The organism is Pseudomonas sp. AM4(2022), assembly GCF_036346515.1.
Taxonomy (GTDB): Bacteria; Pseudomonadota; Gammaproteobacteria; order Pseudomonadales; family Pseudomonadaceae; genus Aquipseudomonas; species Aquipseudomonas paracarnis.
Map to the genome: position 1 here is coordinate 183,420 of NZ_JAOTNW010000003.1, position 19,914 is coordinate 203,333.

Here is a 19,914-nt window from a genome sequence, read left to right on the forward strand (position 1 = left end):
TTCCTAGGGTTCGCCTCATTCTTTTTTACAAGACAATTCAACTATGACCGATGGCGACCGTATCAAACTCGAACCCAGCTGGAAACACGCCCTGCGCGATGAGTTCGAGAAGCCCTACATGGCGCAACTGCGCGAGTTTCTGCGCCAGGAACATGCCGCTGGCAAAGAGATCTACCCGCCCGGCCCATTGATTTTCAACGCGCTCAATTCAACACCGCTGGACAAGGTCAAGGTCGTGATCCTCGGCCAGGACCCTTACCACGGCCCTGGCCAGGCCCATGGCCTGTGTTTCTCGGTGCAACCGGGCGTGCCGGCGCCGCCGTCGCTGGTCAATATCTATAAAGAGCTCAAGCGCGACCTGAACATCGACATCCCCAACCACGGCTACCTGCAAAGCTGGGCCGATCAGGGCGTGCTGATGCTCAACACCACCATGACCGTGGAGCGCGCCAACGCCAACGCCCATGCGGGCAAGGGCTGGCAGTTCTTCACCGATCGGATTATCGAGGTAGTCAGCGAGCATCAGCCGCACCTGGTGTTCCTGCTGTGGGGCGCTCATGCTCAAAGCAAGCAGAAGCTCATCGATGCCACCAAGCATCTGGTGCTGACGTCGGTGCATCCGTCGCCGTTGTCGGCGTATCGCGGGTTTCTGGGCTGCGGGCATTTCAGCCGGGCTAACAAGTTTCTTGAACAGAATGGCGAGGCACCGATCGAGTGGCGGCTGCCGCCACTCTGAACCGGACGACCATGGCTACAGACGGACTTGCGACACTGTGCTATTGCCGATATTGGCCACGTAGGCGGTTCGGCCGTTGGGTGTCACGACGATACCCCGCGGTTTGTTGAAGCCTGTGAGGGTGTCGGTTACGGTTTGTGTGCGGGTGTGGAGGATACTCACGCGATCGCCATCGGTTTCCGTGATGTAGGCGAATTCGAGCATCGTATGAAATGCCACCTGATAGGGGCCTAGCAAACCGTCCAGTATGGTACTGACCTGTGCGGCGGAGGTATTGCCGATAAAGACCTCACCACGGTCCTGGTAGGTGATGTAGACACGTGCGTTGAAGCGAGCATGAGCAATGGAGGTAGGTTGACCGGCAACGGTATTGGTTTGGGTCACAACCCTGTTGGTCCCCAGGTGGATGCTGGTCCACCCATCCAAATCCGAGGCAAGGTGTAAACGGGCGTTGCCGGGTGCTATCGCGATCTCTCGAGGGTAACGCACTGGGGTGGTGGCGATTCGCTGATGATTGGCGGTATCGATCACCACCACTTCCGAGGCGGCGTGGTCAGCGACGTATAAGCGTGCTCCGGTAGAGTTCAACGCCAAGCCATTGAGGGTGGTAAACCCCCTGATCTGATCACTGACGGTATCGGTCAAGGTGTCTATCACTGTGATCGGCGTATCGCTGGCCTGGCTGTTATCGCTGGCGTAAAGGCGCGGGGCCGTGGGGTGCATGGCCAGCCAAATGGGCGATCCCACGGTGGTGATTGTCCTCAGAACGCTAAAGTTCGCTGTGTCGATGACAGTAATGCCTTGTGGCAATGTGGAGCTTGCGACATACAGACGCGTTCCATCCCCATTGAGTACAAGGCGATTGGGGGAACCATGGACGGTAATCGTATTGACGATTGCGGCGGGCTCTTCATTTTCGTTTTCGAGCGTTGTTTCGCTTGGGGTCACCACGATTGCGCTCCTCAGAGGGAAGTCGCTCCATGGAAGGTCTGATAAGGTGAGCTTGGCTAGCTGTGAAGATTGCCAGTTCAGACAAACGGTCGTGGCCCCTGAGGGGCCATTTCCAGAGTTAAGATTGGCGGTTCCAGTGCCTGAACAACGGCTCTGCCAAAAACAGCACAAACAGCAGACGCATCACCTGCATTGCCGTCACCAACGGCACCGATAATTGCAGGGTCTCTGCCGTCAGGCTCATCTCGGCAATGCCGCCGGGCATCATGCCCAACGTCAGTGAGCGCAGGTCCAGGTGCGTCAGCGCACTCAACCCTACCGCCGCCAACGTGGCGAGCGCCATGGTCAAGGCGGTGCCAATCAAGGTGCGGCCCATGAACGCCGGAGCGCTACGGAAGAACTGCCGATTGAAGTGGCAGCCCAAACCGCTGCCGATCAGCCATTGGCCTATCTGGCTGCCGCCGTCGGGCAGGCCAATGTGTAGATCCCAGGTCACGCTGGCGATGGCACTCACCAGTAAAGGCCCGAACAGCCACGGGTTGGGTTGGCGCAAACGCTGCCAGCCCCAGGCAACCAGCGCACCTATCGGAAACAACAGGGCCAGCCACGTCCAGTCCACAGGCGCCGGGTGAAACTGCGGTGTACCGCCACCCAGCAAATACTTGAAGATCGCCGGCACACACAGCACCACCACCAGCACACGCAGGCTTTGCCCTGCCGCCACTCGGCTAAGTATTGCGCCATTGCGGGCGCCGAGGTTGACCATCTCCCCGGAACCGCCCGGCATGCTGGAGAAAAACGCCGTGGCGCGGTCTTCCCCACTGCGGCGCATCAACCACACGCCGACCACGCTCGACAAACTGGTGACCAGAGCACCGAAAAAGATCAGGCCGAAGTGGCTCATCACCTGCTCGATCACCAGCGGGGTGAAGTGCAAGCCAATGCCGATGCCCACCACCCATTGGCCGCATTTGCGCCCGCCGGGAATCTCTGCCAACTGCCAGGGCGTGAGACAACGCACCAGGATGATCGGCAGCAACGAGCCGACCATGTACGGCAAAGGCCAGCCAACCAGGCTGGCCAGGTAACCGCCGGCCAGCCCGACCAGCGGTGTTCCCCACCAATGTTTAAAGGTGACTTCAGACATCGGCTACGGCACGGCGCTGCAAGGAGCGCTTGCGCCAGATACGCAGCAATGGCACGAACAGCATGATGGCGGTCAGTACCCACACACCGAAGGTGATCGGGCTGGACCACAGGATCTCCAGCGCGCCATTGGAAATCGACAATGCGCGACGCAGGTTCTGTTCCATCAGACCGCCGAGGATAAAGCCCAGCAATACCGGCGACAGAGGGAAATCCAGCTTGCGCAGGATGTAGCCGAAGATGCCGATGCCGACCATCAGGAACAGGTCGAAGGTGGTGGCATGCACCGCATACACACCAATCGCGGTAATGATCGCGATCACCGGCACCAGTGCCCAGTTCGGCACGGCGAGGATACGGGTGAAGATACGGATCATCGGGATGTTGAGGATCACCAGCATGATGTTGGCAATGAACAACGATGCGATCAGGCCCCAGACGATGTCCGGTTGCTGTTGGAACAGCAATGGGCCGGGGGTGATGTTGTACAGCGACAGGGCGCCGATCATCACCGCCGTGGTGCCCGAACCTGGCACGCCGAGCGTCAGCATCGGCACCAACGCGCCACAGGCGGACGCCCCAATGGCGGTTTCCGGTGCCGCCAGACCGCGCATATCGCCCTGGCCGAACTTGCCGCTGGCACCGGCCATGCGTTTTTCGGTCATGTAGGCAACGGCCGAAGCCAGTGTTGCACCGGCACCCGGCAACACGCCCATGATGAATCCGAGCAGGCCGCAACGGATGTTAACCACGAACACCGCACCGGCTTCCTTCAGGTTGAACATCATGCGTCCGGTGGCCTTGACTGCTTCCTGGCCGCGATGGGTTTTTTCCAGCAGCAACAGGATCTCGCTGATGGAGAACAGGCCCAGCACCAGCACCACAAACTGGATGCCATCGGTGAGGTGGATGTTATCTCCGGTAAAGCGATACACGCCGCTGTTGGCGTCGATGCCCACTGCCGAGAGGAACAGCCCGATCAGCGCCGCCACGAAGGTCTTCAGCGGTTTGTCTCCGGCCATGCCGCCCAGGCACACAATCGCGAACACCATCAGTACGAAATACTCCGCCGGGCCGAAGGCAATCGCCCACTTGGCCAGCAGTGGGGCAAACAGCACCATGCCGCAGGTAGCGATAAACGCACCGATGAACGAACTCCATGCCGACAACGACAGCGCTACGCCAGCCAGGCCTTTGCGGGCCATCGGGTAACCGTCGAGGGTAGTCATCACGGTGGACGCTTCGCCGGGGATGTTGAGCAGGATCGAGCTGATGCGGCCGCCGTATTCGCAACCCAGGTACACCGCTGCGAGCAGTATCAACGCTGACTCCGGCGGCAGGCCCAAGGCGAATGCGATGGGGATCAAAAGCGCCACGCCGTTGATCGGGCCCAGACCCGGCAGCAGGCCCACCACGGTGCCGATCAAGGTGCCGCACAGCGCGGTCACCAGGTTGTACGGGCTCAGCGCGACGCCGAAACCCTGGCCCAAATAACCAAAAGTATCCATATCAGTTCTCCAGAACGTCGAGCAGGCCGAGGGGCAACGGCACATCCATGGCTTTATCGAACAGCAGGTACAAGCCGATAGCCATCAGGCCGACGATCACCACGCTGGGCATCCAGCGGCCGCCATACAGGCGCGCCATTGGAATGCCGATCAACATGCTGCTGAGGATGAACCCCAGGGATTCGAAGGTGGCGGCGAACACGAGTAACAGCGCGACGCAAATGCCGATCTTGACCAGGGTTTCGCGGTCCAGCGCCGGTTCTTCTTCGGTGTGCTTGGTCGGTTGCGGGCGAAACAGCATGTAGATCAGCGCCAGGCTCATCAGCCCGAGCATCAGCAACGGGTAGGCTCGCGGGCCGACCGGCTCGTAGGAAAACGCCGCCTGATAGGGCCAGGCCATCAGGGCCAGGCCGGCGCAGGCCAGCAACAGCACGGCGGCGAAAATGCGTTGTAAGAGCATAGAAAACTCCAAGGCCCCTCTTGTAGGAGCGAGCTTGCTCGCGAAAAACTTCAACGATAACGCGTGCTGTCTGGACGCACGTGGATGTCCTTGGGGTCTTCGCGAGCAAGCTCGCTCCTACAGGGGCATTACACAAAAGAGGGGCGATTACTGGATCAGGCCGAACTCTTTGGCCAGCACTTTGTAGTCAGCCACCTGTTTCTTCACGTAGGTGTCCAGCTCCGGGCCGGTCATGGCAAACGGGAACAGCTCGCGCTGGTCACGCAGCTTGGCGAACTCATCGGAGGCCAGCAGCTTGTCGAAGGCGTCTTTCCACCAGGCGTAGTCGGTATCACTGACTTTTGGCCCCAGGTAGAAGCCGCGTACCACGGGCCATACGATGTCGTAGCCTTGCTCCTTGGCGGTGGGGATGTCCTTCATTTCCGGCTCGTCCAGGCGTTTCTCGGAGAACACCGCCAGCAGGCGCATGTCACCGCTGAGGATATGCGGCATGGAGTCGGAGATGTCGGTACTACCTACCTGGATATGACCGCCGAGCAGGGCGGTAGCGATTTCACCGCCGCCTTCAAGGGCCACATAACGCAGTTCACGCGGGTTGATCCCGGCAGCCTTGGCGATCAGCGCGGTTTGCATCCAGTCCTGGCTGCCGACGGTGCCGCCGGAACCTATCACTACGCTGCCCGGATCTTTCTTCAAGGCTTTTACGAGATCGTCGAGGGTCTTGTAGGGTGAATCGTTTTTCACTGCGATGGCACCGTAGCTGGTGCCTACCGCCGCCAGCCAGCGCACGGCGCTTTCATCAAAACGGCCGAACTTGCCCTGGGCCAGGTTCAGCAACGAACCGCTCGACCAGGCGACCAACGTGCCGGCATCCGCAGGGCGCTGGGCGACGACCGCGTTGTAGGCTACCGCGCCCACGCCGCCGGGCATGTAGGTCACACGCATCGGCTTGCTCAGCAGTTTCTGGTTGACCAGCGCGCTTTGCGCCAGCTTGCAGGTCAGGTCAAAACCGCCGCCAGGGGAGGCCGGGGCGATGCATTCCGGACGCTTGGGTTCGTCGGCGGCCAGCAGTTGGCCGGCGAACAGCATGCAGCCGGCGGCGAGGGCAAATTTACGCAGTGAAAGGGTCATGGCGATCTCCATCGTTTTTGTTATGAGGGGTACTACCAAAGAGCGACGCTATAGCTGACCAGCAAGCGCATTTCATCCGCATCACGGGCCGAATAGTTGGAACGATAGGTGGCGTTACGCAGGCGCACGGCCACATCTTTGAACGTGCCGCTTTGCACCACGTACTTGATCTCGCTGTTGCGTTCCCACTCCTTGCCGGTCTCGCCGTTCTTGAGCTTGATGTTGTCACCCGAGAGGTAACGGCTCATGAAACTCAAGCCCGGAATGCCCAGCTTGGCGAAATCGTAGTCGTAACGTGCCTGCCAGGAGCGTTCTTCGGCGCCGGCAAAATCGTTGATCTGTACGAAGTTGACCAGGTACGGGTCACTGCCATCCACATACGGGAAGGCGCTGTCGCCGGACATGTGCTGGTAGCCGGCGCTGAGCTTATGGCCATTGAGGGCATAGCTGAACAGGCCGTTGAGGGACTGGTTGTCGATATTTCCGCCGCGGGCCGAGCCGGTGTCATCGCTGATCGCCAGGCGCAGGTCGGCGGCGAAGGTGCCAGGGCCCATCGGGCGTGATGCGACCATCCCGAGGAAGTGCTGGCGGTAGACGTCGTCGAGTTGGGCAAAGTGGTAGCTGCCGGTGATCTTGTCGGCAAACTTGTAGTCGACGCCACCGAAGTTGAAGTGCTTGCCGGTGGCTCCGCTGAGGAAGCGGCTGTTCTTGTTATTGAGCGCGATGTCTTCGTAGTGGGTGGCGTCGCGGTCCTTGGCTTTGTCCAGGCGGCCACCGGTGAACACCAGGTTCTTGAATTCCTTGGAGGTGATCAAGCCACCGTTGAAGGTCTGTGGCAGGATGCGCCCGTCGTTGGGCTTGAGGATCGGCAGTTCTGGGATCAGCGAGCCGATCTTAAGCTCAGTCGCCGAGATTTTCACTTTGCCGGTCAGGCCCAGCTTGGAGTACTCGTTGGCGGCGCGGCCGTCATCGTGGGTCGGCAGCAGGCCGGTGCCGGTGCGGTCGGGGCTGGAGTCGAGCTTGACGCCGAGCATGCCCAGTGCATCCACGCCAAAGCCGACGGTGCCGTCGGTGTAGCCCGATTGCACGTTGAGCATGAAGCCCTGAGCCCATTCGTCGCGCTTGGATTGCTGCGCACTGGTACCGTCGCGAAAGTCGCGGTTGAAGTACATGTTGCGGGTTTCCAGGGTCGCGCTACTGTCTTCGAAGAAGGCAGCCTGGCTGAGCGGCGAAAAGCCGGCAAGGGCAGCGGCACTGGCGAGGGCGGTGTGGGTCAGGCGGGAAGAGCGAACAGGCGGGCAAGCCTGTGGCTGGGTCGACAGCATCGTGGTGTACTCCGTTATTGTTCTTATTTTGGCGAAAACGCTTCGAGGCGTTTTTCGGGCGCTACGGGTCAGGCAACTGGGCGGGCATAGACCACCGTGGTTGGATGCTAAGGGGCGAAGCTTTCACTAACCTTTCAATCGCCTTTCAATGTTTTCGGGCTTCACAGGCCAGGTTGCGGCTGTAAACTGCCGGGCAAAGCGTGGCGTCGACCACCCCTGAACGAGGTAGAATCCATGCGTGTCCTCCTGGTTGAAGACCATCTGCAGCTCGCCGAAAGTGTGGCCCAAGCGCTCAAGAGCATGGGTTTGACCGTTGATGTGTTGCATGACGGCGTGGCGGCGGACCTGGCCTTGAGCAGCGAGGAATACGCCGTGGCGATCCTGGACGTGGGGTTGCCGCGCCTGGATGGTTTCGAGGTGCTCGCGCGTTTGCGGGCACGTGGAAAAAACCTGCCGGTGCTGATGCTGACTGCTCGCAGTGATGTAAAAGACCGCGTGCATGGCCTGAACCTGGGCGCCGATGACTACCTGGCCAAACCGTTCGAACTCACGGAGCTTGAAGCACGGGTCAAGGCACTGTTGCGGCGCAGCGTGTTGGGCGGCGAGCGCCAGCAGACCTGCGGTGTGCTGGTGTACGACCTCGACACCCGGCGCTTCACGGTCGCAGGCGAACTGATGACCTTGACCTCCCGAGAACAAGCGGTGCTCGAAGCCTTGATCGCCCGGCCGGGCCGCGTGATGAGTAAGGAGCAATTGGCTTCCCAGGTATTCGGCCTGGACGAGGAGGCCAGCCCCGACGCCATCGAAATCTACGTGCATCGCCTGCGCAAAAAACTCGATGGCCAGCCCATCGCAATCGTCACCTTCCGCGGCCTTGGCTATTTGCTGGAAGCCCGTGATGCATAAGCCCAGCAGTCTGCGCTGGCGCTTACTGTGCAACCTGGCGCTGTTGCTGGTGTTGTTGATGCTCGCCAGCGGCATGAGCGCCTATTGGAACGGTCGCGAAGCCGCCGACACCGCCTATGACCGCACGCTGCTGGCGTCGGCGCGCACCATTGCCGCCGGCTTGACCCAAGTGGACGGCACCCTCAGCGCCAATGTGCCCTATGTGGCCCTGGACACCTTTGCCTACGACAGTGCCGGGCGCATTTATTACCAGGTCAATGATATTGATCAGAAACTGATTTCCGGTTACGAAAACCTGCCCGGCCCGCCGCCCGGCACGCCCCGCACCGACGATTATCCAGCCTTGGCGCGGTTCTACAACGCCATGTACCTGGGCCAGCATGTACGCGTGGTGAGCCTGCTCAAGGCCGTCTCGGAGCCGAACATGAATGGCATGGCCGAAGTTCGTGTCGCGGAGACCGACGAAGCGCGGGTGGCTATGGCCCGCAGCCTGATGGCCGACACCCTGCTGCGCCTGGGCATGCTCGCTATCGGTGCGTTATTGCTGGTGTGGTTTGCGGTGAGCGCCGCACTGCGCCCGCTGGAACGCCTGCGTACGGCGGTGGAAGAGCGCCAGCCGGATGACCTGCGGCCCCTGCCATTGGTGGAAGTTCAGGATGAGTTTGGCCCACTGGTGCGCTCGCTTAACCATTTCACCGAACGTCTGCGCGGGCAGTTCGAGCGCCAGGCGCAGTTTATTGCCGACGCTGCCCACGAGCTGCGCACACCCCTGGCGGCACTCAAGGCCAGGCTGGAACTGGGCCTGCGTGCCGAAGAACCGGCCACCTGGCGCAGCACCCTGGAAACGGCCGCCCAGGGCACCGACCGCCTGACGCACCTGGCCAATCAATTGTTGTCCCTGGCCCGCATCGAAAACGGTGCCCGCGCCATTGCCGAAGGCGGTGCGCAACTGCTCGATTTAAGCCAATTGGCCCGTGAGCTCGGTATGGCCATGGCGCCGCTGGCCCACGCGCGGGGTGTGGCCCTGGCGCTGGAGGCCGACGAGCCGGTATGGCTGCGCGGCGAACCGACGCTGTTGAATGAGCTGCTGAGCAACCTGGTGGATAACGCCTTGGCCCATACCCCGCCCGGCGGCAATGTGATTCTGCGAGTGACGGCCCCGGCGGTGCTGGAGGTCGAGGATGACGGCCCCGGTATTCCGCTGGATGAGCGGGACCGGGTATTCGAGCGCTTTTATCGACGCAGCCAGCAGGGTATGGGGTCGGGCTTGGGGCTGGCGATTGTCGGGGAGATTTGCCGTGCGCACCTGGCGCAGATCAGCCTGCATGATGGCGAGCTGGCGGGGCTTAAGGTGCGCGTGAGTTTTATCGCGGGTTGATCAGTAAAACATCGAGCGCGCTTCGTCCAGTTCGCTGCGCAGGGCGTCGCTGTGCAGGTCTATGCGTAACTTCATGAGGGCCGGCAACGTGGCAATGGGCACGGTTCCCAGGGGGTGGTCGGTGCCGCGATGGCAGTACAGCGCGGCGACCTGCACCAGGTCGACGTAGTCCAGGCGTGCAGAGTCGCGTGTCAGGTCCAGGTATTGGCCTGGCACGTTCACCAGCATCTCAGGGAAGTCCCAGACCCGCAGCAGCTTGTCCCCCAGTAACGGGTGGATGCTGTCGATGACATGGTTGAGGCTGACGGGGTCGGCCAGCAACTCATAGTGGTCCTCGGCATACGTGAGGATCGGCAGCACGCCGATCTGATGCACCAGGCCACCCAGGGCCGCCTGGTCTGGCTTGAGCTGGCTGTGGCGACGGCACAAGGCGTAGCTCACACCCGCCACCTCCAGGCTGCGGCGCCACACGTCGCGCATTTTTTGTTCGACCACCCCGGAGCGGGCGTGAAAGATCTGCTCCATCACCAGGCCGATGGCCAGGTTGCTGCTGTAGTTGGTACCGAGCCGGGTGATGGCGGTGTGCAGGTCGGTGACTTCCTGGCTGGCCCGTAACAATGGGCTGTTGACCACTTTGATCAGGCGCGCCGACAGGGCCGTGTCACGACTGATCACTTTGCTCAGGTGGCTGATGCTGATGTCCGGGTCTTCGGCGGCCTGGCGAATTTTCAGGGCCACCTCCGGCAATGTCGGCAGAACCAGGTCATCGTTGTCGATGGCCGTTACCAACGCTTGTTGGACTTTTTCCGCCAGCTCGTTCATTCATGCTCTCTAGGGTGTTGCAAAAAAGTACGGCGATTAACGCTGGATCTCGCGATCACGGTCCAGTTGGTAGGGCAGGTCAAGCAGGTGCAAGCCCGGGCCCTCCAAGGTGCCCAAGCGCACGTCGCCACTGTCGGCAGCTTCGGCTTGCAGCACAGCGAGAAGTTCAATCGACTGGTCAGCTTTTGCCGCGATGACCACCTCGCCGATTGCGCTGTTATGGCTGGGGGAAAACAGCGGCGTGCCTGGATCGGGGAGTTCAGCGGCCTCCAGGTTCAGGCGATACAGACGCCGCTTGAGTTTGCCCAAGTACTGCATGCGCGCGACGATTTCCTGGCCGGTGTAGCAGCCTTTCTTGAAACTGACGCCACCCACGGCCTGCAGGTTGAGCATCTGCGGGATGAACAGCTCGCGCGTCTGGGGCATCACCTGGCCGATACCGGCACGGATCTGGCCAAGCAGCCAGGCATTCAATTCAGCTTGTTGCAACTGCGCGGCCAATTGGCTGCGTACAGCGTCGGCGTGTTCGGCAGGTACCCAGAGTTCGGCACGGCCCGGGGAAACGCGGACGGCAATCAATGCTTCGTTGCGCGCCACGCTATCGGTCTCGACAGGCAGCGCGAGGCCCAGGGCGCTCAGGGCCGCATCTGCGTTCGCCAGGCCGAAGCGCGCCCAGGCAGCGCTTTCGTCGGTGAGCTTGGATTTGGAGAACACCGCGTACTTTTTCAAATCCGCCAGCTGCGGTTCAAGCAACTCGGTGGCCATGGCCAGGAGTACGCCATCACCCTGCAGCAGGATACGGAAGCTCGACTGCATCCGGCCTTTTTGCGTGCAGCGCGCGCCCAGGCTGGCCTGGGTTTCACTCAGGTAATTGAGGTTGCAGGTCAGTTGGCCCTGCAGGAACTTGGCAGCATCAGAGCCGCGGACGGCGAGAACGCCTTCGTGGGACAGGGAGCAGAAAAAAGCGGAGTCAGCCATGGGTCATCGCAGGTCAAAAAGTCATGGGTGCATCATAGAGGGGCGTCCGGCAAATGCATAGTTTCCATATAGGGCGACCAAAGCCGACTGTTCCAGTGTCGTCTGGGCTGTATACTTGCGCTCTATTTTAGGAGGGCTCCATGGTCGAAGATGTAGAAATCAATCGCCTCTACTGGCACAGCCGTCGCGGCATGCTGGAGCTGGATGTGTTGCTGGTGCCTTTCACCAAAGAGGTGTACGCGACGCTCAATCAGGTGGACCGCGACCTCTACGTCAGGTTGCTGACTTGCGAAGACCAGGACATGTTTGGCTGGTTCATGGAGCGCGCCGAATCCGAAGACCCGGAGCTGCAGCGCATGGTTCGGATGATCCTGGATCGTGTCCAGCCCAAGTAACCGTTTCGAATGCCGCTGGCAGGCCTCGCGGCTGTTGCTGGCGGCCTATGTGCTTGCCCAGCTGATCGCGCTGGGCAGCCTGCTGGTTCTAAACCTGCCTTACTCAAGCCTGGGCATCCTGCTATGCCTGGCTCATTGTGCCTGGGTATTACCGCGGCAAATCCTGCTCTCTCACCGTTCATCGATTCGGGGCCTGCGCCGTGACGACGATGGCTGGCAGTTATGGAGCGCCGCACGCGGATGGCACCCTGTGCAACTGCGGCCCGACAGCCTGGCGTTGCCGCTGATCGTGGTATTGCGTTACCGGGTACAGGGTGAATGGCGAGTGCGGTCCATCTGCGTGCCAAAGGATGCGCAGGCCGCCGATGTGCACCGGCGCCTGCGGGTGCGTCTGAAGTTCAGCCGCCGTAGGTGGTTGGCACCAGGATAGTGTCTCGGGCTTCGGGCAGCATCTGTGGGTAGTCGAGGGTGTAATGCAGGCCGCGGCTTTCCTTGCGCTCCATGGCCGACCGGATCATCAGCTCGGCCACTTGGGCCAGGTTGCGCAATTCGATCAGGTCTCGGCTGACCTTATAGTTGCTGTAGAACTCATCGATCTCATCCAGCAGCAAGCGCACCCGATGTTGCGCCCGTTGCAGGCGCTTGTTGGTGCGCACGATGCCCACATAGTCCCACATGAAGCGCCGCAGCTCGTCCCAGTTGTGGGCGATGATCACGTCTTCGTCCGAATCGGTGACCTGGCTCGCGTCCCAGCGGGGCAGGGCGGCCGGTACCGGGATGCGCGGCAGTTGCTCAAGAATGTCCGCTGCCGCCGAACGCGCATACACGAAGCATTCGAGCAGTGAATTGCTGGCCATGCGGTTGGCGCCGTGCAGGCCGGTGAAGCTGGTTTCGCCAATAGCGTACAGGCCCGGCACGTCGGTGCGGCCATGCTGGTCGACCATTACGCCCCCGCAGGTGTAGTGCGCGGCCGGCACCACGGGGATCGGGCCCTTGGTGATATCGATATTGAAGGTCAGGCAGCGTTCGTAGACGGTCGGAAAGTGGGTCTTGATGAAGGCTTCGGGCTTGTGGCTGATGTCCAGGTACACGCAGTCGATACCCAGGCGCTTCATTTCGTGGTCGATGGCGCGGGCGACGATATCGCGTGGTGCCAGCTCGGCGCGTGGGTCGAAGCGCTGCATGAAGCGTTCGCCATTGGGCAGCTTCAAATGCGCACCTTCGCCGCGCAGGGCTTCGGTGATCAGGAAGCTCTTGGCCTGCGGGTGATACAGGCACGTGGGGTGGAATTGGTTGAACTCCAGGTTGGCGACCCGGCAGCCCGAGCGCCAGGCCATCGCAATGCCGTCGCCGCAAGCACCGTCGGGGTTGCTGGTATAGAGGTAGACCTTGGCGGCGCCGCCCGAGGCGAGAATGGTGAAGCGTGCGCCATAGGTATCGACTTCACCGCTGGTGCGGTTGAGTACGTAGGCGCCGAGGCAGCGTTCGCCCGGCAGGCCCAGGCGTTTTTCGGTGATCAGGTCGACGGCGACGCGCTGCTCCAACAATTGGATGTTGGGGCGTTGGCGGGCCTGGTCGAGCAGGGTCTTGAAAATCGCGGCCCCGGTGGCATCGGCTGCGTGAATGATTCGGCGATGGCTGTGGCCGCCTTCGCGGGTCAGGTGGAACTCAAAGCCACCGTCGTCGCTGCCGGCATGTTCATCGCGGGTGAAGGGCACACCTTGGTCGATCAACCATTGGATGGCTTCCCGGCTGTGCTCGACGGTGAAGCGCACGGCGTCTTCGTTGCACAGGCCACCGCCGGCGTTAAGGGTGTCTTCGACGTGGGATTGCACGGTGTCGGTGTCGTCCAGCACCGCAGCCACGCCGCCCTGGGCCCAGAAGGTCGAGCCGTTGGCCAGGTCGCCTTTGCTCAAAACCGCTATACGCAAATGGCTGGGCAGGGTCAGGGCCAGGCTCAAGCCGGCGGCGCCGCTGCCGATTACGAGGACATCGTGTTGAAACTGTTGGCTCATTTGACGGATTCCGCAAAAAGCGATCCAAAGGGGGGCGCAAACAGGACGCCTGGATCGGCGAATCAAAGGGTCACACGGGCCACTAGTATATAGAGGGGTGGAGCGGCACAATAGCCACGCCTTCGTGGCATTGTGAGATTATGCTGCGCAGCTTTGGGAAACGGCCGGTTGGCGGGACGGGAACTTTTTGCATAGGCCCCGACTCAATAGCAGGTTGCCCGAAAGCTGGGAAAACGTTGAGTTTATTGGCCCGTCGGGAGCATTGGACGCGTCACGAAACCGGCGACAAGATTATTCGCGCAGCCGGCACCGACCGTGCTGCGTTTTTCGTGTGTGCCAAATCAGTGCATGCCGGAAACTTGCTTGAAGGGGGAGAACTTTTGCGAAAAGCCCGAGTCTATGTTTGCAAGCCTGATCGTTTAGTTATGCAAGCCTCCTTCAAGTACAACGAGGAGTGTTCATGCTAACCCAGGAAGAGGATCAGCAGCTGGTCGAGCGCGTACAGCGCGGTGATAAGCGAGCATTTGATCTGCTAGTGCTGAAATACCAGCACAAAATTCTCGGGTTGATCGTGCGGTTTGTGCACGACACCCATGAAGCGCAGGACGTTGCACAGGAAGCTTTTATCAAGGCTTACCGTGCACTTGGAAATTTCCGCGGTGACAGTGCGTTTTACACGTGGCTATACCGCATCGCCATTAACACGGCGAAAAACTATCTGGTGTCACGCGGTCGCCGCCCACCAGACAGTGATGTCAGTTCAGAAGATGCAGAATTCTACGATGGTGATCACGGCCTCAAAGATCTCGAGTCGCCGGAGCGTGCGTTGCTGCGCGACGAGATCGAGGGCACCGTCCATCGCACAATTCAGCAACTGCCAGAAGATTTGCGTACGGCGTTAACTTTACGTGAATTCGATGGTCTGAGTTACGAAGACATTGCGAGCGTCATGCAATGTCCGGTGGGGACTGTGAGGTCACGGATTTTCCGGGCCCGGGAAGCCATCGACAAAGCCTTGCAACCGTTGTTGCAGGAAAACTAAAGACAGCGGCGACAGCCAAGAGAGGAACCGCCATGAGTCGTGATGCCCTGCAGGAATCGCTGTCCGCAGTGATGGATAACGAAGCGGATGAACTGGAACTTCGTCGAGTGCTCAACGCATTTGATGACGCCGAAACCCGTGATACCTGGTCTCGTTACCAAGTCGCTCGGGCGGTGATGCACAAGGATCTCCTAATCCCTCGTCTGGATATTGCTGCGGCCGTTTCTGCTGCACTGGCTGATGAAGCCGTTCCGGCAAAAGCCTCGCGTGGTCCATGGCGTAGCCTGGGTCGTCTGGCAGTGGCCGCCTCGGTGACCGTTGCTGTGTTGGCAGGCGTTCGCCTGTACAACCAGGATGAGATCGCAGGCAACGAACTGGCCCAGCAGACTCAGCAACCGGTCATGGCCGGTCCGCAAGTCAAAGGCCCGGCCGTGCTGGCTGGATACAAGGAAAGCACTGATACCACCGGCCCGATGGCCAATGGTGTACTTCAGGGGCAATCCGGCTGGCAAGATCAGCGCCTTCCAGGCTACCTGCGTCAACATGCACAGGAATCGGCCGCCAAAGGCGCTGAAAGCGCTCTGCCGTACGCTCGCGCAGCAAGCCAGGAAAACCGCTGATTCGCTAAGGAGCCCTATGCGCGCCATACCGCTCCTTGCGCTTTTGCTCAGTAGTTGGTTTGCACTATCCGCCCATGCCGATGAAGCCCAAGACTGGCTGACTCGACTTGGGCGTGCAGAGCAGCAGCAAAGCTTTGAAGGTACGTTTGTCTACGAACGTAACGGCAGCTTTTCCACCCATGACATCTGGCACCGCGTCCAGGATGGCCATGTCCGTGAACGCTTGTTGCAACTTGACGGCTCCGCCCAGGAAGCGGTCAGGGTTGATGGTCGGGCACAATGCGTCAGTGGCACGTTGGTTGCCGGTCTCGGTCATTCGCCTGAGGCGCCCTCGCGTATTCTTGATCCGAAAAAACTCACCTCATTCTATGATCTGGCCGTCATTGGCAAATCCCGCGTGGCCGGTCGTAATGCGGTGATTGTGTCGATCAGCCCGCGTGACCCCTACCGTTATGGGTTTGAGTTACATCTGGACCGTGAAACTGCGCTGCCGCTCAAGTCCTTGCTGCTAAATGACCAGGGGCAGTTGCTGGAGCGTTTTCAGTTCACCCGCCTTGATACTTCGGCCACTCCTTCTGACCATGACTTGCAGCCCAGCAGCGACTGTTCGCCGGTAACAATGTCCGCCGCTAAAGCACCTGGCCTATCTGCCACGCAAAGGTGGCATCTGGACTGGCTACCGCCTGGTTTCCAACAGATCAGCAGCGCTACGCGCAAAGATCCCCAAACGAAATCTACCGTCGACAGTTTGATGTATGACGATGGGCTCGCACGTTTTTCGGTGTTCCTTGATTCAGCCAATGGCGTTGACGTGAATGAAACCCGCGCTCAGTTGGGGCCAACCGTGGCAGTATCGCGGCGTTTGAATACGGTGGATGGCGAAATGATGGTCACGGTGGTGGGCGAAATTCCCCTCGGTACAGCTGAACGTATCGCGTTGTCGGTACGTGGTGAAAAGGCCGCTGCCAAGCCCTGAGATTGTTAATCTTATGTTCATCCTGTTCTTTCAATCTGGGCCCGAATTTCGTTGGGTGCTGGGCGTATGAAATCTCTGGATCAGCATTTTCACTTGCAAAAACTTCCCATGTTTTTTATAGGTCAGGGTTTGATGGCTCTGGCCTTGTTTGTTCGCGGAACAAAAATGCCGGTCGCAGTATCCGGCGTTTATTGAACCCTGTCGCTTAACCCTGCTCGTCGTAACGGGAGCTGTATGTCGATACCACGTTTGAAGTCTTATTTATCCATAGTCGCCACAGTGCTGGTGCTGGGCCAGGCCTTACCTGCGCAAGCGGTCGAGCTGCCTGACTTCACCCAACTGGTGGAGCAGGCCTCGCCTGCCGTGGTGAACATCAGTACCACGCAGAAGCTGCCGGACCGCAAAGTCTCGAACCAGCAGATGCCCGACCTGGAAGGCTTGCCGCCCATGTTGCGCGAGTTCTTCGAACGCGGCATGCCCCAACCTCGCTCTCCCCGTGGCGGCGGTGGCCAGCGCGAAGCCCAGTCCCTGGGCTCCGGCTTCATCATTTCGCCTGACGGCTACATCCTCACCAACAACCATGTGATTGCCGATGCCGACGAGATTCTCGTGCGCCTGGCCGACCGCAGTGAACTCAAGGCCAAGCTGATTGGCACCGATCCACGTTCCGACGTGGCCCTGCTCAAAATCGATGGCAAGGACTTGCCAGTGCTTAAGCTGGGCAAGTCCCAGGACCTGAAAGCCGGCCAGTGGGTGGTCGCGATCGGTTCACCGTTCGGCTTTGACCACACCGTTACCCAAGGCATCGTCAGTGCCATCGGGCGCAGCCTGCCAAACGAAAACTACGTACCGTTCATCCAGACCGACGTGCCGATCAACCCGGGTAACTCCGGTGGCCCGTTGTTCAACCTGGCCGGCGAAGTGGTGGGGATCAACTCGCAGATCTACACCCGCTCTGGTGGCTTCATGGGCGTGTCCTTCGCGATCCCGATCGATGTGGCCATGGACGTCTCCAATCAGCTCAAAAGCGGCGGCAAGGTCAGCCGCGGCTGGTTGGGCGTGGTCATCCAGGAAGTGAACAAGGACCTGGCTGAGTCCTTCGGTCTCGACAAACCGGCCGGTGCCCTGGTTGCGCAGATTCAGGACAATGGCCCTGCGGCCAAAGGCGGCCTGAAAGTCGGTGACGTCATCCTGAGCATGAACGGCCAGCCGATCATCATGTCGGCAGACTTGCCTCATTTGGTCGGCGCGCTCAAGGCTGGCGGCAAAGCCAAGCTGGAAGTGATTCGTGACGGCAAGCGCCAGAACGTCGAACTGACCGTTGGGGCAATTCCGGAAGAAGGCGCCACCCTGGATGCCTTGGGCAACGCCAAGCCAGGTGCCGAGCGCAGCAGTAACCGCCTGGGTATCGCCGTGGTTGAGCTGACCGCCGAGCAGAAGAAAACCTTCGACCTGCAAAGCGGTGTAGTGATCAAGGAAGTTCAGGACGGCCCAGCCGCCTTGATCGGCCTGCAACCGGGTGACGTGATCACCCACTTGAACAACCAGGCAATCGATACCACCAAAGAGTTCGCCGACATCGCCAAGGCGTTGCCGAAGAATCGCTCGGTGTCGATGCGCGTCCTGCGTCAAGGCCGTGCCAGCTTCATCACCTTCAAGCTGGCTGAGTAATCCGTTAGACCTATAAAAAAGCCCCGCTGCCGGTTAACGGCAGCGGGGCTTTTTTGTGGGCGGCGGGTTCAGCTCATCATGCCTTTCACCAGGCGCTCCTGTTCGATCAGTTCACGCTGACGGGCGTCGATGCGCGAGGACAGCGGGAAGTTATTGCCAGCACGCCGCTTGGCAAAGTCCAACTGCTGGATGGCTTGCTGGAAATCCCCCACCAATGCGAAATATTCGGCGCGAGCCTGATGCAGGCCGATAATGTTGCCGGACAAACCGCGGGTTTCAGCAACCTGATACCACACGTCCGGATCGTCCGGGCGCGACTTGAGCAGCCCATCCAGCGCCTTTTCTGCATCGGCGGTACGGTTCTGTTTAAGCAACAGGTCTACCCGCACCTGGTTCAGTGGATAGTTGCTGGGGTACTGGGTGAGCATGCGGTCGGTACGTTGCTGCGCATCCGGCATGCGGTTGCTGGTGATGTCCAGTTCGATTTGGGCCAGGTTGTAGGTGATGTCGTTGGGCGCCTTGGCCAGCAGCGGCGCCAGGCTTTCCCGCGCTTCCTTGAGTTGAGTACCCTTGATCTGGGCGATGGCCAGGCCATAACGCGCTACGTCATTTTTAGGGTTTTCATCCAGCTGCGCCTGGAAGCGCTTGGCGGCCAGACCTGGTGTGTCTTCGTACTTGAGCTGCACCCGTGCGCGAATCAATTGATAGCGCAGGCTGTCTTCCTTGCCGCCAGGTTTGGCTTGTTCGGCACGGTTGCGGGTGTCGGCGATACGCGATTCGGTTACCGGGTGAGTCAGCAGGAATTCCGGCGGCTTGGCGTCGAAGCGGTATTGGCGCATCAGCCTTTCGAACATGGTGGGCATGGAGCGCGGGTCGTAGCCCGCTTTCTCCAGATTGAGAATGCCGATGCGGTCGGCCTCTTGCTCGTTCTGGCGCGAGAAGCGGCGCTGTTCCTGGATCGCGGCGGCTTGTGAGCCGGCAATCGCGGCGATACCGGCATCACCGGCACCCGCAGCGGCGGCGATAATGCCCCCAAGCAGGGCGGCCATCATCGGCAGTTGCATGCGTGATTGCGCTTCCACGCCTCGGGCGAAGTGACGCTGGGACAAGTGCGCCAGTTCGTGGGCCAGTACCGACGCGTATTCACCTTCGGTCTGTGCATTGAGAAACAGCCCGCCGTTGACCCCGACGATCCCACCCGGAGCCGCAAAAGCGTTGAGCTGTGGGCTGTTGATCAGGATGAATTCCAGGCGCCGGTCATTGACCTGGCTGGTCTCCACCAGCTTGTACACGCTGGTTTCAACGTAATCCTTGAGTTGCGGGTCGTTGAGTTGCGAAACCTGGCCGCGCAGGTAGGCCAGCCAGGCGCGGCCCAGTTGGTATTCCTGTTGCGGCGAGACAATGGCAGAACTGGCATCACCAAGTGACGGCAGGTCGTCAGCGAAGGCCGGGGAGGCCAGCAGGCAGGCCAGCGTCAGCAGGGTAGGGCGCAAAAAAGTCATGCACAAAGCCTTTCGACAAAGAGCTTACTGTAGCCGGACACTGAGCTTGGGACCAGATATTCTAAGCAGCCCGAATGTTTGCCTGGAGTAACACCATGACCGACGCTGTAGCCTGTGACGCCGAACTCGACGCCAGCGGTCTGAACTGCCCTTTGCCGTTGCTCAAGGCCAAGCTTGCGCTCAATAAAATGGCCAGCGGTGCCGTGCTCAAGGTGACTGCCACCGACGCCGGCTCCCAGCGTGATTTTCGCACTTTTGCCAAGCTGGCCGGCCACACCCTGGAGCATGAAGATGCCGCCGAGGGTGTGTACCGTTATTGGTTGCGCAAGGCCTGAAAGCCTTATCGAGGTAA

The 19,914-nt window shown here is 60.4% G+C and carries 20 protein-coding genes; 10 read left to right on the forward strand and 10 right to left on the reverse strand.

The features are described from left to right. Window positions 1–43 precede the first annotated feature (43 nt). On the forward strand, window positions 44–736 hold the full coding sequence (ung, locus tag ODQ19_RS05575; RefSeq protein WP_124369947.1) for a uracil-DNA glycosylase: 693 nt from the start codon (window positions 44–46) through the stop codon (window positions 734–736). 15 nt (window positions 737–751) lie between these two features. Here ung and ODQ19_RS05580 read toward each other — a convergent pair whose 3' ends face one another. The 6 genes from ODQ19_RS05580 to ODQ19_RS05605 form a co-directional block, all read right to left on the reverse strand. Then, the gene (locus tag ODQ19_RS05580; RefSeq protein WP_330209524.1) at window positions 752–1,684 is read right to left on the reverse strand and encodes a YncE family protein; all 933 of its coding nucleotides are present in this window, start codon (window positions 1,682–1,684) and stop codon (window positions 752–754) included. A 121-nt stretch (window positions 1,685–1,805) separates the two neighbouring features. After that, window positions 1,806–2,834 carry an AbrB family transcriptional regulator gene (locus ODQ19_RS05585; protein ID WP_330209525.1) on the reverse strand — a complete coding sequence of 343 codons (1,029 nt, stop codon included), beginning with the start codon at window positions 2,832–2,834 and terminating at the stop codon, window positions 1,806–1,808. Then, the gene (locus tag ODQ19_RS05590; RefSeq protein ID WP_330209526.1) at window positions 2,827–4,341 is read right to left on the reverse strand and encodes a tripartite tricarboxylate transporter permease; all 1,515 of its coding nucleotides are present in this window, start codon (window positions 4,339–4,341) and stop codon (window positions 2,827–2,829) included. The genes ODQ19_RS05585 and ODQ19_RS05590 overlap by 8 nt, the downstream gene beginning before the upstream one ends. Before the next feature lies 1 nt (window position 4,342). Continuing rightward, a complete protein-coding gene (locus ODQ19_RS05595) occupies window positions 4,343–4,801 on the reverse strand; it encodes a tripartite tricarboxylate transporter TctB family protein (RefSeq protein ID WP_116666884.1) in 459 nt (152 codons plus the stop codon). Window positions 4,802–4,948: 147 nt separating this feature from the next. After that, a complete protein-coding gene (locus ODQ19_RS05600; protein WP_165861635.1) occupies window positions 4,949–5,938 on the reverse strand; it encodes a Bug family tripartite tricarboxylate transporter substrate binding protein in 990 nt (329 codons plus the stop codon). A 26-nt stretch (window positions 5,939–5,964) separates the two neighbouring features. Further along, window positions 5,965–7,257: an OprD family porin gene (locus ODQ19_RS05605; protein WP_330209527.1), complete on the reverse strand. Its 1,293-nt coding sequence runs from the start codon at window positions 7,255–7,257 to the stop codon at window positions 5,965–5,967. A gap of 234 nt (window positions 7,258–7,491) precedes the next feature. Here ODQ19_RS05605 and ODQ19_RS05610 point away from each other — a divergent pair, with 234 nt between their 5' ends. Together ODQ19_RS05610 and ODQ19_RS05615 are read left to right on the forward strand one after the other, a co-directional pair. Beyond that, a complete protein-coding gene (locus tag ODQ19_RS05610) occupies window positions 7,492–8,163 on the forward strand; it encodes a response regulator (RefSeq protein ID WP_116666881.1) in 672 nt (223 codons plus the stop codon). Beyond that, entirely contained in the window at window positions 8,156–9,541 is a 1,386-nt protein-coding gene (locus ODQ19_RS05615) for a sensor histidine kinase (RefSeq protein ID WP_098952465.1), read from the forward strand. Before ODQ19_RS05610 ends, ODQ19_RS05615 begins: the two co-directional genes overlap by 8 nt. Here ODQ19_RS05615 and ODQ19_RS05620 read toward each other — a convergent pair whose 3' ends face one another. Then, a complete protein-coding gene (locus tag ODQ19_RS05620; protein WP_330209528.1) occupies window positions 9,542–10,363 on the reverse strand; it encodes an HDOD domain-containing protein in 822 nt (273 codons plus the stop codon). A 36-nt stretch (window positions 10,364–10,399) separates the two neighbouring features. Further along, entirely contained in the window at window positions 10,400–11,341 is a 942-nt protein-coding gene (ygfZ, locus tag ODQ19_RS05625; protein ID WP_116666879.1) for a CAF17-like 4Fe-4S cluster assembly/insertion protein YgfZ, read from the reverse strand. A gap of 140 nt (window positions 11,342–11,481) precedes the next feature. Between ygfZ and ODQ19_RS05630 the strand changes: the two genes are divergently transcribed. Together ODQ19_RS05630 and ODQ19_RS05635 are read left to right on the forward strand one after the other, a co-directional pair. After that, window positions 11,482–11,736: an FAD assembly factor SdhE gene (locus ODQ19_RS05630; RefSeq protein WP_014717362.1), complete on the forward strand. Its 255-nt coding sequence runs from the start codon at window positions 11,482–11,484 to the stop codon at window positions 11,734–11,736. Next, a complete protein-coding gene (locus ODQ19_RS05635; RefSeq protein WP_330209529.1) occupies window positions 11,720–12,166 on the forward strand; it encodes a protein YgfX in 447 nt (148 codons plus the stop codon). The genes ODQ19_RS05630 and ODQ19_RS05635 overlap by 17 nt, the downstream gene beginning before the upstream one ends. On the opposite strand, the gene nadB is transcribed toward ODQ19_RS05635, so the two are convergent. Next, the gene (gene nadB / locus ODQ19_RS05640; protein ID WP_054897610.1) at window positions 12,135–13,751 is read right to left on the reverse strand and encodes an L-aspartate oxidase; all 1,617 of its coding nucleotides are present in this window, start codon (window positions 13,749–13,751) and stop codon (window positions 12,135–12,137) included. The genes ODQ19_RS05635 and nadB overlap by 32 nt on opposite strands. A gap of 460 nt (window positions 13,752–14,211) precedes the next feature. Here nadB and rpoE point away from each other — a divergent pair, with 460 nt between their 5' ends. The 4 genes from rpoE (at window position 14,212) to ODQ19_RS05660 (ending at window position 18,060) form a co-directional block, all read left to right on the forward strand. Next, window positions 14,212–14,793, forward strand: a complete 582-nt coding sequence (gene rpoE, locus ODQ19_RS05645) for an RNA polymerase sigma factor RpoE (RefSeq protein WP_003172477.1) — start codon at window positions 14,212–14,214, stop codon at window positions 14,791–14,793. A 32-nt stretch (window positions 14,794–14,825) separates the two neighbouring features. Further along, window positions 14,826–15,413, forward strand: coding sequence for a sigma-E factor negative regulatory protein (locus tag ODQ19_RS05650; protein ID WP_116666876.1), 588 nt, complete (start codon window positions 14,826–14,828; stop codon window positions 15,411–15,413). Window positions 15,414–15,429: 16 nt separating this feature from the next. Further along, window positions 15,430–16,389, forward strand: coding sequence for a MucB/RseB C-terminal domain-containing protein (locus ODQ19_RS05655; RefSeq protein ID WP_330209530.1), 960 nt, complete (start codon window positions 15,430–15,432; stop codon window positions 16,387–16,389). A 234-nt stretch (window positions 16,390–16,623) separates the two neighbouring features. Further along, the gene (locus ODQ19_RS05660; RefSeq protein WP_014717365.1) at window positions 16,624–18,060 is read left to right on the forward strand and encodes a DegQ family serine endoprotease; all 1,437 of its coding nucleotides are present in this window, start codon (window positions 16,624–16,626) and stop codon (window positions 18,058–18,060) included. Window positions 18,061–18,128: 68 nt separating this feature from the next. On the opposite strand, the gene ODQ19_RS05665 is transcribed toward ODQ19_RS05660, so the two are convergent. Further along, entirely contained in the window at window positions 18,129–19,562 is a 1,434-nt protein-coding gene (locus ODQ19_RS05665) for a M48 family metalloprotease (RefSeq protein WP_003189458.1), read from the reverse strand. A gap of 95 nt (window positions 19,563–19,657) precedes the next feature. On the opposite strand from ODQ19_RS05665, the gene ODQ19_RS05670 reads away from it, so the two are divergent. Next, window positions 19,658–19,897: a sulfurtransferase TusA family protein gene (locus tag ODQ19_RS05670; RefSeq protein ID WP_330209531.1), complete on the forward strand. Its 240-nt coding sequence runs from the start codon at window positions 19,658–19,660 to the stop codon at window positions 19,895–19,897. Window positions 19,898–19,914: the final 17 nt, after the last annotated feature.